Source organism: Streptomyces sp. NPDC002130, from assembly GCF_040296465.1.
In the GTDB taxonomy this organism is placed as follows: Bacteria; Actinomycetota; Actinomycetes; order Streptomycetales; family Streptomycetaceae; genus Streptomyces.
The window spans coordinates 24,468-37,793 of the sequence record NZ_JBEOXI010000010.1; the positions used below are offsets into that span (position 1 = coordinate 24,468).

At 74.5% G+C, this 13,326-nt stretch carries 12 protein-coding genes; 4 read left to right on the forward strand and 8 right to left on the reverse strand.

The genetic code is table 11. The features are described 5' to 3' along the window. Positions 1 to 51 precede the first annotated feature (51 nt). Positions 52 to 495, forward strand: a complete 444-nt coding sequence (locus ABT116_RS03275; RefSeq protein ID WP_351627050.1) for a hypothetical protein — start codon at positions 52 to 54, stop codon at positions 493 to 495. On the opposite strand, the gene ABT116_RS03280 is transcribed toward ABT116_RS03275, so the two are convergent. Beyond that, a complete protein-coding gene (locus tag ABT116_RS03280; protein WP_351627053.1) occupies positions 489 to 1,220 on the reverse strand; it encodes an Ig-like domain-containing protein in 732 nt (243 codons plus the stop codon). The genes ABT116_RS03275 and ABT116_RS03280 overlap by 7 nt on opposite strands. Positions 1,221 to 1,405: 185 nt before the next feature. Continuing rightward, complete coding sequence (locus ABT116_RS03285; protein ID WP_351627056.1) at positions 1,406 to 3,067, reverse strand: glycoside hydrolase family 13 protein; 1,662 nt, start codon at positions 3,065 to 3,067, stop codon at positions 1,406 to 1,408. Positions 3,068 to 3,384: 317 nt separating this feature from the next. On the opposite strand from ABT116_RS03285, the gene ABT116_RS03290 reads away from it, so the two are divergent. After that, positions 3,385 to 4,320, forward strand: coding sequence for an LAETG motif-containing sortase-dependent surface protein (locus ABT116_RS03290; RefSeq protein WP_351627059.1), 936 nt, complete (start codon positions 3,385 to 3,387; stop codon positions 4,318 to 4,320). A 612-nt stretch (positions 4,321 to 4,932) separates the two neighbouring features. On the opposite strand, the gene ABT116_RS03295 is transcribed toward ABT116_RS03290, so the two are convergent. Continuing rightward, a complete protein-coding gene (locus ABT116_RS03295) occupies positions 4,933 to 5,907 on the reverse strand; it encodes a nucleoside hydrolase (protein WP_351627060.1) in 975 nt (324 codons plus the stop codon). Between the two features lie 163 nt (positions 5,908 to 6,070). On the opposite strand from ABT116_RS03295, the gene ABT116_RS03300 reads away from it, so the two are divergent. After that, positions 6,071 to 6,616 carry a pyridoxamine 5'-phosphate oxidase family protein gene (locus ABT116_RS03300; RefSeq protein WP_351627063.1) on the forward strand — a complete coding sequence of 182 codons (546 nt, stop codon included), beginning with the start codon at positions 6,071 to 6,073 and terminating at the stop codon, positions 6,614 to 6,616. 7 nt (positions 6,617 to 6,623) lie between these two features. Here ABT116_RS03300 and thrS read toward each other — a convergent pair whose 3' ends face one another. Then, a complete protein-coding gene (thrS, locus tag ABT116_RS03305; protein ID WP_351627070.1) occupies positions 6,624 to 7,844 on the reverse strand; it encodes a threonine--tRNA ligase in 1,221 nt (406 codons plus the stop codon). A 380-nt stretch (positions 7,845 to 8,224) separates the two neighbouring features. Here thrS and ABT116_RS03310 point away from each other — a divergent pair, with 380 nt between their 5' ends. Next, on the forward strand, positions 8,225 to 9,010 hold the full coding sequence (locus ABT116_RS03310; protein WP_351627073.1) for a hypothetical protein: 786 nt from the start codon (positions 8,225 to 8,227) through the stop codon (positions 9,008 to 9,010). An 18-nt stretch (positions 9,011 to 9,028) separates the two neighbouring features. Here ABT116_RS03310 and ABT116_RS03315 read toward each other — a convergent pair whose 3' ends face one another. The 4 genes from ABT116_RS03315 to ABT116_RS03330 form a co-directional block, all read right to left on the reverse strand. After that, the gene (locus tag ABT116_RS03315; protein ID WP_351627076.1) at positions 9,029 to 9,817 is read right to left on the reverse strand and encodes a GAF and ANTAR domain-containing protein; all 789 of its coding nucleotides are present in this window, start codon (positions 9,815 to 9,817) and stop codon (positions 9,029 to 9,031) included. A 248-nt stretch (positions 9,818 to 10,065) separates the two neighbouring features. Beyond that, entirely contained in the window at positions 10,066 to 10,857 is a 792-nt protein-coding gene (locus tag ABT116_RS03320; protein ID WP_351627148.1) for a TIGR03943 family putative permease subunit, read from the reverse strand. Beyond that, the gene (locus ABT116_RS03325; RefSeq protein ID WP_351627079.1) at positions 10,854 to 11,861 is read right to left on the reverse strand and encodes a permease; all 1,008 of its coding nucleotides are present in this window, start codon (positions 11,859 to 11,861) and stop codon (positions 10,854 to 10,856) included. The genes ABT116_RS03320 and ABT116_RS03325 overlap by 4 nt, the downstream gene beginning before the upstream one ends. Positions 11,862 to 11,931: 70 nt before the next feature. Continuing rightward, positions 11,932 to 13,275, reverse strand: a complete 1,344-nt coding sequence (locus ABT116_RS03330) for a helix-turn-helix domain-containing protein (RefSeq protein WP_351627082.1) — start codon at positions 13,273 to 13,275, stop codon at positions 11,932 to 11,934. Between the last annotated feature and the right edge of the window lie 51 nt (positions 13,276 to 13,326).

Here is a 13,326-nt window from a genome sequence, read left to right on the forward strand (position 1 = left end):
GGCGGCACGTCCGCCCGCCACCGCGGGCGCTGGGCGACGGGCGGGGCCGCCTTGACGCTGTGCCTGTCCGCCGCGGTCACCGGCTGCGGCGGCGACTACAGCCCCTCCGACACCGCGAGCAAGGCGGAGTCCGCCGTGGGGTCGATCGCCTCGGAGGCCTCCGAGGCCGTGGAGTCCGCCACGGCCGAGGCCCAGCGGCGGCTCGACGACATCCAGGACGGCACCGACGTCAAGGCCGACGTTCAGACCGGCCGGACCGTCACCGGCTCCGACGGCCGGGTCCGCACGGAGGTCACGGCCCGCAACACCGACGACGCGACGCGGTCCTTCGCCGTCCAGGTCGACTTCCGGGACGCCGGGGGGCAACTGGTCGACACGGTCATCGTCACGGTGGACCACGTGCAGGCCGGCCACTCCGCCACGGCCACCGCCCGCAGCACGCACGACCTGTCCGGTGAGGTCCGGACCGAGGTCGCCCGGGCGGTCCGCTACTGAGCGTCGTCGTCCCGGGCGACCACGATGTCCACCTGCTCGCTTATCGCACTCACCCCGTGCAGAGCGGCGACCGCCTGCAATCGGTTGGCACCGGCCGGGAAGGCCGAACCCGGGGTGCACGCCCAGGTGCCGTCGAGGGCCGCCGTGGTGGAGCAGGCCTCCTGATCGTCCTTGTCACGGACGGTGACCTGGGCGCCCGGGTGGGCGGTGCCGGAGATCTTCGGCCGGGCGGACAGCGGTACGCCGGACAGCGGGCGGGTCAGGACCGGCCCGGCCAGGCCCACGGTCACGGCACACCGCCCGACGGCCCGCGGCACGCCCCGGGCGTCGGTGAACCGCAGGGAGCAGTCCCGCAGCCGGGTGCCCGGAACGGCATCCGCGGGCACGGCCAGCACGAAGGGGAAGACCCGGTTCTTCTGTCCGGCCGCGGCGCCGGTCACCGTGTACGTCGCGCTGCGTCCGCCGGCGGCGACCGAGCCGCGGTATCCGGAGGAGTCGAGCGGCGTGCCGGTCACCCGCGTGCCCCGGGGCGCGGTCAGCGTCAGCACCGCCCCCACGGAGACCTCCTCGACGCCCATGACCTCGACGATGCCCTCCCGCCCGGGTGCGATGGTCGCGGCACCCCACAGCCCGCCGTCCCGGGCCGCCGCGGGCGTGGCGGGACACACGAGCGCTCCCGCGACCAGGGCCCCCGCCACGGCTGCTGTCCTGCTGTACCTGTTCATCGCGGGCGGGGCTCCCTGTCCGTACACGTCGGTGGCACGATCCTCCCCGGCACCCCCCGCACACGGCACGCCCTACTGGGCCACGCGAGTGGGGCCCGCGCCCTCCAGGGGCGCGGGGAACCGCGCGACCGGCCACGACGACGCCGCGGACGAACAACGGCCCGAACGGCACCAAGACGGTGCAGTCACCGCCCGAGCCACACCGTCGTGTCCGGCCCGAGCCGGCCGTCCTCCAGGGGTGCGCTGCTCAGCAGCACCTCACCCGCCGGCAGCTCGACCGCCCCGTCGGAGAGGTTCGTGACGCAGCGCCACCCCTGGCAGCGGTCGAACCGGAGCACGCCCTGCGGGGCGTCGTCCGCCCAGGTCAGCTCCTCACCGTCGAGGAGCTTGCGGCGCAGCCTGAGGGCCGTGCGGTACAGCTCCAGGGTGGAGCCCTCGACCCCGTCCTGGGCCTCGACGGCGTAGGCGGCGAAGCCGGGCGGCTGCGGGAGCCAGGCACCGCCGGGCCCGAAGCCGTACGACGGTCCGGTCGTCGTCCACGGCAGCGGCACCCGGCAGCCGTCGCGGCCCTTGCGGACGTGGCCCGTCTGCTCCCAGATCGGGTCCTGGAGGACCTCGGTGGGCAGGTCGGCGACCTCGGGCAGGCCCAGTTCCTCACCCTGGTAGACGTATGCCGAGCCGGGCAGCGCCAGCATCAGCAGCGTGGCCGCCCGGGCCCGGCGCAGCCCGGCCGCCTCGTCGACGGCCGGGGCGTGGCCGCCGGAGAGCAGCCAGGCGTTGAGGTCGGTGCCGGGCGGCAGCGTCAGCCGGGAGGCGTGCCGTACGACGTCGTGGTTGGACAGCACCCAGGTGGCCGAGGCGCCCGCCGCCCGGGCGTTGGCGAGCGAGTCGGTGATGACCTGCCGCAGTTCCCCGGCGTCCCAGCCGGCCTCCAGGTACTCGAAGTTGAAGGCCTGGCCGAGTTCGTCCGGGCGGGCGTACAGCGCGCGCCGGGCGCCGGGCACCCACGCCTCGGCGACGGCCATGCGGGGCGGGCGGTAGGCGTCGAGGATCTTGCGCCAGTCGCGGTAGATCTCGTGCACGTCGTCGCGGTCGTAGAAGGGGTGCGTGCCGGGCGGCATCGCGGTGAGGGCCCCCTCGCGGCTCAGCTCGGGCCGGCCGAGGTCGCGCAGCGGTTCGCTCAGGTCCTTGACGAGGGCGTGGGCGACGTCGACGCGGAATCCGTCGACCCCGCGGTCCGACCAGAAGCGCAGGGTGGTGCGGTAGTCGGCGCGGACCTCCTGGTTCTCCCAGTTGAGGTCGGGCTGCTCGGGGGCGAACAGGTGCAGGTACCACTGGCCGTCGGGCACCCGCTTCCAGGCGCTGCCGCCGAAGACGGACTGCCAGTCGGTGGGCGGGAGTTCGCCGTGCACGCCGCGGCCGTCGCGGAAGACGTAGCGGTCGCGGGCGGCCGAGCCGGGCCCCGCGTCCAGGGCCTCCTGGAACCACGCGTGCCGGTGCGAGGAGTGGTTGGGCACGATGTCGACGATGACCTTCAGGCCGAGGCGGTGGGCCTCGGCGACCAGGGCGTCGAAGTCGTCGAGGGTGCCCAGGCGCGGGTCGACGCCCCGGGGGTCGGCGACGTCGTAGCCGCCGTCGGCGAGCTCCGACGGGTAGAAGGGGCTGAGCCACAGGGCGTCCACGCCCAGGGCGGCGAGGTGACCGAGGCGGCGGGTGATGCCGCGCAGATCACCGAGTCCGTCGCCGTCGGCGTCGGCGAAGCTGCGGGGATAGATCTGGTAGACGACGGCCTGGCGCCACCAGTCGGGGTCCCGGGACGACAGGTCGAGGGTCGAGCGATCGGTCACGCGGTCTCCTTCTCAGGGCATACGGGCGACAGTATTGAATCTGTCCAGAATGCCGGAAAAAAGAAACATCGCGTTGATCGGAGTGATCCATTCCTGCTGTGACGAAGGTGTGATGGCAGCGCAACTTTCTTTGCATCAGCGCAGGTTGACAGTGTGCTGCGGCGCCGCCACCATGGGGCCACTGAGGCACATGTGACCAATGAGCCCAGTGTTTCTCAGACCACTCATCACTCCCCGGTACGGCCCGGCAGCCGCGCGCCGCGCGCTGCCCGCATGCCGTCACCCGGGTTCGGCACACGCCAAGAAATGGGATACACATGTCCATAGCGAGACGTGTCACCGCGCGACGCCTGCTGGGGACGGGCGCCGCGGCCTTCGCCCTCTGCGCCGCCACCGCCACGACCGCCTTCGCGCACGGCGCGCCCGGCGGAGACGGCTGGTCGTCCGGCGGCAGCTACCAGCCCGGCACGGGCGCGGGCACGGAGACCGGGACCGATCGCTGCCAGTTCTCGCTCGACGGCATCAACTTCTACGACTCGGTCAAGGTCGACGACCAGAACCTGAAGCCGACCGAGGACGGCAAGGTCCACATCAAGGTCCGTGCCGCCGGTGACGCGGCCACCTGCACGGCCTCCCTCGCCTCCTACCTCGCCCACGGCGCGACGTTCGCGACCTCCGGCGAGCAGGTGTTCGTCGACTTCGACTCGGTGACGGTCAAGCAGGGCGGCACCGACTCGCTCGACATCGCCATCCCGGACAAGGGCTGCTTCGGGCAGATCGACCTCTACCGGGGCGCGGTGAAGTTCGACGGCGAACTCGACGCGAAGGACGGCTTCGAGCACGGCGAGCTGCCCAAGGGCCCGGACCGCCCGGTCATCAAGGACAAGCTGATCGCGGCCTGGAACGGCGGCACGAAGGACTGCACCACCCCGCCGCCGGCGGAGGAGGAGCCGCCCGCCTCCACGCCGCCCGCGAGCCCGTCCGAGCCGGCCGAGGAGACCACGCCTCCGGCGTCCCCGTCCGAGCCGGCCGAGCCCTCGACGCCGCCGTCCTCCGGCACGGACACGCCCACCCCGAGCGCCTCCGAGTCGACGCCCACCGCGCCCAAGCCCAACGGCGGTGGCGGCGACCTCGCCGAGACCGGCGCCGACAGCAGCACCGGCCCGATCGCCCTCGGTGCGGCGGCCCTGCTGGCGGGCGGCGCGGCCCTCGTCGTCGTGACCCGCCGCCGCGCGGCCAAGCGCGGCGCGTAGGACGCCCGAGCCTGAAGACGCCCGGTGTGCTGCCGTCCGGCGGCGACAGCACACCGGGCGTTCACGCACCCCGGGCCCCGGCCACCACCCGAACCCCGCCGCCACCCAACACACCAGGCGTCCCCACACCCCCGGCCCCGGCCACCACCCGAGCCCCGCCACCGGCGACGACCGGGCACCCAGCGCCCACCGGCTCCGACCCCGCCGCCACCACAGCACACCAGGCGTTCACGCACCCCGAGTCCCGGCCACCACCCGACCTCCGCTACCGGCGACAGCCGGGTACCCAGCGCCCCCCGGCTCCGGCCCCGCCGCCACCACAGCACACCAGGCGTTCACGCACCCCCGGCCCCGGCCACCACCCGAACCCCGCTACCGGCGACGGCCGGGTGCCCAGCGCCCGCCGGCTCCTGCCCCGCCGCCACCACAACACACCGGGCGCGCCCACACCCCCGGCCCCGGCCACCACCCGAACCCCGCCACCGGCGACGACCGGGCACCCAGCGCCCCCCGGCTCCGGCCCCGCCGCCACCGTCCGACGCCCGATGCCGACGTCGGTCCGTCCGGACGCCCGCGGCGCGAACACCGCGTCGCGTCGTACCGCCGTCGGCGTCACCCCTCGACGGTCGCCAGGTACAGCTTCACGTAGCGCTCCACGTCCACGTCCAGCCCCACGTCGACCAGGGGCTGTTCGCGTGTGCCCTCGTGGAGTTCGGCCTCGCCGGGCCGGGGGCGGCGGTCGACGATCGTCATGCCGCGCGTGGGTCCCGGCGCGAGGGAGACGTCCACCGGGAGGCGGTGCGTCGTCAGGCCCTCCGGGTCGACGACCGCGCACACCGCACCCGCGTCGCCCAGACCGCCGGACGTCTCGGAGGGATCGCCGGGACGGCTGTCCGGATGGGCCGGACGGTGGGCGAGCAACCGCCCGGCCAGCCGCGCCCCCGGCTCGCCGCTCCCGCTCAGCCTGCGCACGTCCGCCGCGGGGACCACGACCCGCGTGAACACGTCCAGCCCGTACATCGTGATCGGCACCCCGGCGGTGAGCAGGATCGCCGCCGCCTCCGGGTCGTGCCAGACGTTGAACTCCGCGACGGGGGTGGCGTTGCCGACGGATGCCGCGCCGCCCATGAAGACGATCCGCTCGATGCCCCGGACCACCTCCGGATGCGTGCGCAGGAGCAGCGCGATGTTGGTGAGGGGCGCCGTGGGGATGAGGGTGACCGGGCGCGGGGAGGCGAGGATCTCGCGCCGCAGCAGGGTCACCGCGTCGACGTCGGCGGGCCTGCGGGCCGGTTCCGGCAGGCCCAGGTCGCCCATGCCGTCGCGCCCGTGCACGTGCTGGGCCGAGCGGGGAGCCTCGATCAGCGGCCGTTCGGCGCCCCGGGCGACGGGAATGTCGGGGGCGCCGGCCTGCTCCAGCACGGTCAGGGTGTTGCGTACGACGCCGTCCACGTCCGTGTTCCCGGCCACGCAGGTGATCGCCCGTACGTCGAGCGCGGGGTGCCGTACGGCGAACAGCAGGGCGAGGGCGTCGTCGACGCCGGTGTCGCAGTCGATGATCACCGGGATGCGCTGACCGTCCGTCACGGCGGGGACTCCTTCCAGTGGCTTCGCGGGCAAGCTCCGTTGAAGCGACCTTACGGCCTGGGCGACGGCTCGTTCCGGGCTCCCGCCACACGAACGGACGCGGCGATGATTGCGGACCCGTCGGCCGGTCGTTACGGGCGGAAGACGACGAAGGAGTCCCGCCATGCCCGCACAGCAGCCGACGACCGAACTCGACGCCCGCTACAGCTCCGCACTCAATCCCCGCCCGGGTGCCTCGGAGGTCACCGCCACCGAATGGGCCGAGGCACAAGGGCGGCTGGAGACCGCCGAGATCTTCTGGGTGTCCACGGTGCGGCCCGACGGCCGGCTGCACGTCACGCCCTGCATCGCCGCCTGGCACGACGGGGCGATGTACTTCTCCACCGGCCGCACCGAGCAGAAGGCGAAGAACCTCGCGCACGACGCGCACTGCGCGCTGACGACCGGGGCGAACTCCCTCACCGACGGGTTCGACCTCGTGGTCGAGGGCACGGCCGAGCCGGTCGCCGACCGTGCGCTGCTGGAGGAGGTGATCACGGCGTTCGAGACGAAGTACGGGCCGCACATCACCTCCCCCGAGGGCACCTTCCACGGCATCGGGGACGAATTCCGCAGCGGCGACGCGGTGGTGTTCGCGGTGGCCCCGGACACGGCGTACGGCTTCGGCCGGGACAACGGGGTCTACAGCCACACCCGGTGGACGTTCTGATCCCGTCCTACGGCTGATCCCACAGCTCGGCACCGCGGGCCGCGACCCGGTCGCCGATCCGCCGCAGCAACTCGGCGGCGGGGAGGGCGTCGAGCCGGCGGCCGTCGCGCAGGCGCGCCGCCACGAGGCCGGCGGCGGCCTCCCGCCCACCGATCACCGCCTGGTACGGCACCAGCCGGGCCGCGCGGATCCGGGCGGCCAGGGTGCCCTGCTCGGGGCCGGCGACCTCGGCGCGCAGACCGAGCTCCCTGGCCCGCGCGGCCAGGGCGTCCGCGGCGTCGAACTGCTCCTCCCCGACCGGCAGGACGGCCAGTTGCACCGGCGCCAGCCACGGCGGGAAGGCCCCGCCGTGCTCCTCGACGAGGTGGGCGACCGCGCGCTCCACGCTGCCGATGATGCTGCGGTGCACCATGACCGGGCGGTGCTTCGCCCCGTCGGGGCCGATGTAGTGCAGGTCGAACCGTTCGGGCTGGTGGAAGTCGATCTGCACGGTCGACAGGGTGGCCTCCCGGCCGGCCGGGTCGGTGATCTGCACGTCGATCTTGGGGCCGTAGAAGGCCGCCTCGCCCTCGGCCGCCTCGTACGGGATGCCGGAGCCGTCCAGGACCTCCCGCAGCAGGGCGGTGGCGCGCCGCCACAGCTCCGGGTCGGCCACGTACTTGCCGCCCTCTCCTGGCAGGGACAGCCGGTACCGGGCCGCGCGGATACCCAGGTCCGCGTAGGCGCGGCCGATCAGCTCCAGCGCGGCCCGGGCCTCCTGGACGGCCTGCTCCAGGGTGCAGAAGATGTGCGCGTCGTTGAGGGTGATGGCCCGCACCCGGGTCAGGCCGCCGAGGACGCCGGACAGCTCCGAGCGGTACATGCCGCCCAACTCGGCCATGCGCAGCGGCAGTTCGCGGTAGCTGTGGGAGCGGGAGCGGTAGATCAGGGCGTGGTGGGGGCAGAGGCTGGGGCGCAGCAGGACCTGCTCGGCGCCCACGTCCATCGGCGGGAACATGTCGTCGCCGTAGTGGTCCCAGTGCCCGGAGATCTCGTACAGCTCGCGTTTGCCGAGGACGGGCGAGTACACGTGCCGGTAGCCGGCCCGGCGTTCCGCGTCGCGGATGTACTCCTCCAGGGTGTGCCGCACGATCGCGCCGTCGGGCAGCCAGTACGGCAGCCCCGCGCCCATCAGCGGATCGGTGTCGAACAGGTCCAGTTCACGGCCGAGTCGGCGGTGGTCGTGCATGGTGTGACTCCTCACGGCGGGGAGGCGAGCACCACGCGACGAAGCCCCGGGGCACTCGCCCCGGGGCTTCGGACATCTGGGTCAGCTGTCAGCGCGCCGGGACACTCTCCGGCGTCGTCGTGGCGGACGGATACGACTGGGCGCGCTGCATGGGCGTGACCGTAACAGGCGCGCCGGGGGCGGGGCGACGGGTTTTCGGGCGGCTCGGTCCGCGACCCGGGTGGTTCGCAGCGGCCGCCGGTGTTCCGGTCCGCTCACCCGGACGGCCCGTATCGCTGGTGGCCGGACGGCCTCGGTGGTGCCGTAGGAGCACGCACCCGATCTTGGAGAGCGGTTCCGTGCCGAGGCGCCTCCATGAGCCCCCCGCAGGAGGCACCCCGATGACCCACCCCCCGGCCACCCGTGCCCTCCTCGCCTCCGCGCTGTCCGTGACCGCCCTGCTGGCCACGGCCGGCTGCTCCATCGACGACGAGCCGCGGCCCCGGTGGTTCTCCGCCTCCCCGCCCGCCTCCGGCGCGTCCCCCGCCGTCGAGCAGCCGTCCGGCTCCGGAGCCGCCCTCACCGAGGCACAGGCCCGGGCCGCGCTGGTCACCGAGGCCGATCTGGGGGAGCCGTGGACGCCGTCCCGGGGCGCGCGGACCTGGCGGGACGGGCTGCTCAAGGCGAGCACGCAGGACCAGGACTGCCAGCGGCTGCTGGACGTCCTCTACACGGAGGAGCCCTTCGGCACCCCGAAGGGCCCGCAGGCGACGTCCGCGCTCGACGACGGTGACACCGACGCCCAGTTGCGCTACCGGGTCGCCGCCCACCCCCCGGCTGACGTGGACCGCACGCTGGACTGGATGAAGTCGCTGCCGGGCAGGTGCGGCGAGTTCACGGCCACGACGACCCGCGGCGGCGTCCAGGGCGTGGAGGTCCGCAACCTGCCGCTGCCGCCGGTGGGAGACGCCCGGCAGGCCCTGCGGGTCATGCTGGCCGGCGAGACGGAGGAGGGGGAGCTGACGTACCTGACCATGGACCTCGCCGCCGTCCGCGTCGGCGAGGAGGCGATCACCCTCACCAACGCCGGCCTGGACGAGGTGTACGCGGAGGTCACCCAGCAGACCGCGCAGCTCGGGACGCAGCGCCTGACGGAGATCAGGAAGCAGGGCAGGGCACAGATCTGACGCCCCGCTCCTTCGCGTTCAGTACCGGTCGAACCGCGTGCGGTGGGCGATCACGTCCCGCGCCACGTCCAGGGCCGTGCGCCCGTGCGCGAAGGCGTCCGCCCGCAGCCGCGCGAGCGCGTCGTCCGCGCCCACCCCGAGCTGCGCCATGATCATGCCGACGGCCTGGTAGACCTCGTCGTGGTCGGTGGCCAGTCCGCTCAGCCAGTCCTCCCCGTCCTGTGTCCCGGGCTCGTCGCCGTGCGGCAGTGCCATCAGGGCCACGGTCATGACACCGGCCACGACCCGGGCCACGTGCAGCTGGCGGTCGGTGAGCCCGCCCGGGCGGTCGCGGTACAGGTCGAGCGTGCCCACGCACACCGCGCCGCTGCCCAGCGGCACCGCGTACACCGCCCGTACCCCGGCCTCCGTCGCCTGCTGGGCGAAGACCGGCCAGCGTCCGGCGTCCCGGCCCGTGGTCAGATCGCAGGCGAGGACGGGCGCGCCGTCCTCCAGCGCGCTCTGGCAGGGGCCGTCGCCCAGCGTCGCCTGGATCTGCGCCAGGTGCGCGGCCTGCGCGCTGCTCGCGCTCAGCTGCACGGGCATGCCCTCGCTGCGCAGTGACACGCTCGCGCCGATCACCGGCAGCAGTTCGACGGCCACCTCGCACAGCCGCCCCGGCACCTCTCCGGGCTCGGCGCCCCGCACGCCCCTGGCGATCGCGTCGGCGGCCCGGGCCCCGTCCGGGTCCGGGCCACCACCTCCGGCGCTAGGGCCCGGGTCGCCGTCGGGAGCGTCTCGGGGATCGTCCCTGGGCCGCACGACCACCGCCTCCTTCGATCACCGCGGCTTGCACCGTCCACGGTTTCCGGGGCGGGGCCGCGGCAGGGGCGGGCCGCGTGCGACCGCCCCGCGAGGCGCCGTGCGACCGGCCGGTCATCTCTGCTGTGCCCGCCGCGCACCGGGCCCGGCCCGCTCGAACCGTGTCCCGACCACCCGTTGCCCGCTCGGAACCGTGCCCCGACTACCCGTTGCGGGTGGGGCAAAACACCTGCGCGACGGCGTCGGCGGAGCTCTCAGCGCTTCTCGTACGGGTTGTCCGGCTGCGGCACCCGCCCTACGGAGCGTGCGTCGACGACCGGCGGCCAGGCGGCGGCGGATCCGGGCTCGCCCTCGGGGTGCCAGGTGCCGGTGACCGTCACCCAGGAGTCGACCGGCGGGGCGGGCGCGCCGCGCACCTCGGCCTTGGCGGTGGTGGCGTCGGCGGCGCAGCAGGAGACGAGGAGGCGGGTGACGTACCAGGTGCCGTCGTCATCCCGGGTGACGAAGCCGGTGAGCCGGACCGTACGGCCCTCCAGGGAGCGGCCGCTGTCGTAGACCGCCCGGGAGCCGAATTCGCCGAGGGCGAGGTCGACCGGGTTCCCGGACGGCAGGGCCGGGAAGGTCCCGACGCCCCGGTCGGCACGCCGGCCGGCCTCGCGCTCGGCGCTGTAGGAGCCGAGGGCGGGTGGAGGGAAGAGGAGCAGGGCGAGCGCGGGGAGCGTGAGGAACCAGGCGACACGGGGTCCGGCGGGGCCGTGACCGTGCCCTGTGGGGCCTTCGTCGTCCCCGTGTTCGTGCCGGTCCCGGTGGTCGAGTGCTGGGTCGTGATCGAGGGCGTGCTCGTGATCGAGGGCGTGCTCGTCCTCCACCCGGGTCGTCATCACCGCCGACGCCGTCCCCAGCAGCACCAGTGCCGCCCCGGACACCACGAGATACGGCCGCAGCCCCGACTGGACGTACCGCAGGTACAGCTCGCCGAAGAGCGACACCCGCAGGATCGCCGCGCCGACGAGGACCAGCAGCACAGCGGGTCCGTAGCGCCTCACAGCAGCCACCACCCCACCAGGACGCTGCTCGCCACGGCGACCACCCACGTCGCCGCCGAGAACCGCACCGCGAAGGCCCTGCCGAAGGTGCCCGTCTGGAGCGCGATCAGCTTCAGGTCCACCATCGGCCCGACCACCATGAACGCCAGCCGCGCGGTCGGTGAGAAGCCGCTCAGCGAAGCCGCCACGAACGCGTCGGCCTCACTGCACACGCACAGCACGACCGCCAGCAGGGCGAGCAGCAGCACCGACAGCCAGGCCGAGCCGGTGAACACCTCCAGCAGCGACCGCGGCACGACGACGGCGAACGTCGCCGCGGCCGCCGCCCCGACGACGAGGAAGCCGCCCGCGTGCAGGAAGTCGTGCTGGAGTCCCGAGGCGAAGGCGCGCGGACCGCCACCCTGCGGCTGCCCACCGCTCCGCTTCGGCAGCCGCAGCCACTCCTCGCGCCCGAACCGCGCCCACAGCCAGCCCATGACCACGGCCGTGCCGAGCGAGGCGAGCAGCCGGCCGAGGACCATCTCCGGCTGCCCCGGGAAGGCGATCGAGGTCGCCACGAGCACGACGGGGTTGATCGCGGGCGCCGACAGCAGGAAGGCGAGCGCGGCCGCCGGCGCCACGCCCCGCCGCATCAGGCTGCCCGCCACCGGCACGGAGGCGCACTCGCAGCCGGGCAGCACGACCCCTGCCGCCCCCGCGACCGGCACGGCGAGCACCGCACGGCGGGGCAGCACCCGCTGGAACACCCGCTCGGGCACGAACGCCCCGATCGCCGCCGACACGACGGTGCCCAGCAGCAGGAACGGCACGCCCTGCACGGTGATCGCGGTGAACACCGTCCACCAGGCCGCGACCGGAGGGGTGTAGAGGTCGAGCGCCAGCAAGGGCCCGAGCACCGAGACCACCGTCACGACGGCGAGCAGCGCGGCACCTCCGAGGACGGCGTACACCAGGGCCCGCAGGCCCAGCCGTATGCCGTCGGCCACCGTCCGTTGGTTCTCCACGCGCCCGCCCCGGTCGTTCACTTCCCCGGAGGGAGGCTAACCCGTACGGCTGTGCGAGAACACGGTTTCCTCAGAGGGGAGGCTGGGCGGGCGCGGGCCCGAGGGTCGTGGTGCCGGGGGCGGTGCGGTGGCCGAGACCCGTCCGGTAGGCGTCCAGGGCGGCCTCCACCCGCCCGGTCCTGCGCAGCAGGTCGCCCAGCAGCCGGCACAGGTCGGCCAGGTCACCGGCGGCGCCGGCCCGCTCCAGCAGGCTCAGGGCGCGGACGTAGTGCTCCTCGGCGTCCTCGGTGCGGCGGGCGTCCTCGGCGATGATGCCGAGCAGCCGGTGGGCGGCGGCGGAGTGGACGGCGCCGCGCACGGGGGACAGGTGCCCGAGGACGTCGTAGAGCAGGGCCGCCGCCTCGTCGGACCGGCCGCGCCGGTGGAGCACGTCGGCCAGCTCGACGGTGACCTGGCTGCTGTAGAGGGCGGCGCGCTGGGCCGACAGCATGCCGAGAGCCTGCCGCAGCTCCTCCTCGGCGCGTTCCAGCCGGCCGTCCTGGGCGTAGACGTAGCCGCGCATCCAGTGACAGTTGGCGAGTTCGGTGCGGATCTGCAGGCCCCGGTACAGCTCGGCGGCCTTGGCCAGGGAGGCGTCGGCCTCGGCGAGGCGGCCCTCGGCGACCAGGGTGCGGGCGACGGAGCGGTGCATGCGGGCGACCAGGGCGGGGTCGCCGGACTGCGGGGCGAGGGCCAGGGCGAGCTCGGCGGCCTGGGCGGCGCGGGCGTGTGCGCCCATGTCCATGTACGGGCCGATGGCGCTGGCGTAGAGCAGCAGCAGGGCGTCCGGGTCGTGCAGGCCGCCGCGGTTCAGTTCGTCGAGGGTGGTCTCCAGCAGGTAGACGGCGTACCGGAGTTCACCGGCGAGGTAGTGCGCCACGGCCCGGCCGCGCAGAGCCGGGACCCGGGCGGGCAGGGGTGCGCCGGCCAGGCACTCCTCGGCCCGCTCGAAGTACTGCCGGCCGGCGACGAGTTCACCGGTCTCCAGAGCGCACTCGCCGAGTCCGAGCAGGGCGGCGGACCGCTCGGCCGTCAGGCCGTGCGTCTCGGCCTCGGCGAGCAGCTCGGCGTACTGCTCGGCGGCCGCTTCGGCCTCGCCGTCGGCCACCGTGCGCTGGGCTTCGGTCAGCCGCAGCCGCAGCCCGGTGACGAGCCGGGCCGAGCGCCCGCCGGCGAGCTCCTCGAAGGCGACGCCGAGCCGCTCCGCGAGATGCCGCAGCGCGTCGTCGGAGGGCCGCACCCGGCCGGACTCGAGGGTGGAGATGTAGGCCGGTGTGTACACGGGTTCCGCCAACTGCCGTTGCGTCAGTCCGCGTTCCACACGCAACCGCTGCACCCGGCGCCCGATGGTCCCCGGATCGTCACGCTCCCCCACGCCGACTCCCCCTGTGGCTCTTGCCGTTCGACCGGAACTGCCCCTAGGTTA

What these genes read in the sequence shown, in the direction of transcription:
- ABT116_RS03280 (WP_351627053.1), bottom strand. Translation starts at nt 1,220, where the DNA reads ATGAACAGGTACAGCAGGACAGCAGCCGTGGCGGGGGCCCTGGTCGCG.
- ABT116_RS03290 (WP_351627059.1), top strand. Translation starts at nt 3,385, where the DNA reads ATGTCCATAGCGAGACGTGTCACCGCGCGACGCCTGCTGGGGACGGGC.
- ABT116_RS03300 (WP_351627063.1), top strand. Translation starts at nt 6,071, where the DNA reads ATGCCCGCACAGCAGCCGACGACCGAACTCGACGCCCGCTACAGCTCC.
- thrS (WP_351627070.1), bottom strand. Translation starts at nt 7,844, where the DNA reads ATGCACGACCACCGCCGACTCGGCCGTGAACTGGACCTGTTCGACACC.
- ABT116_RS03310 (WP_351627073.1), top strand. Translation starts at nt 8,225, where the DNA reads ATGACCCACCCCCCGGCCACCCGTGCCCTCCTCGCCTCCGCGCTGTCC.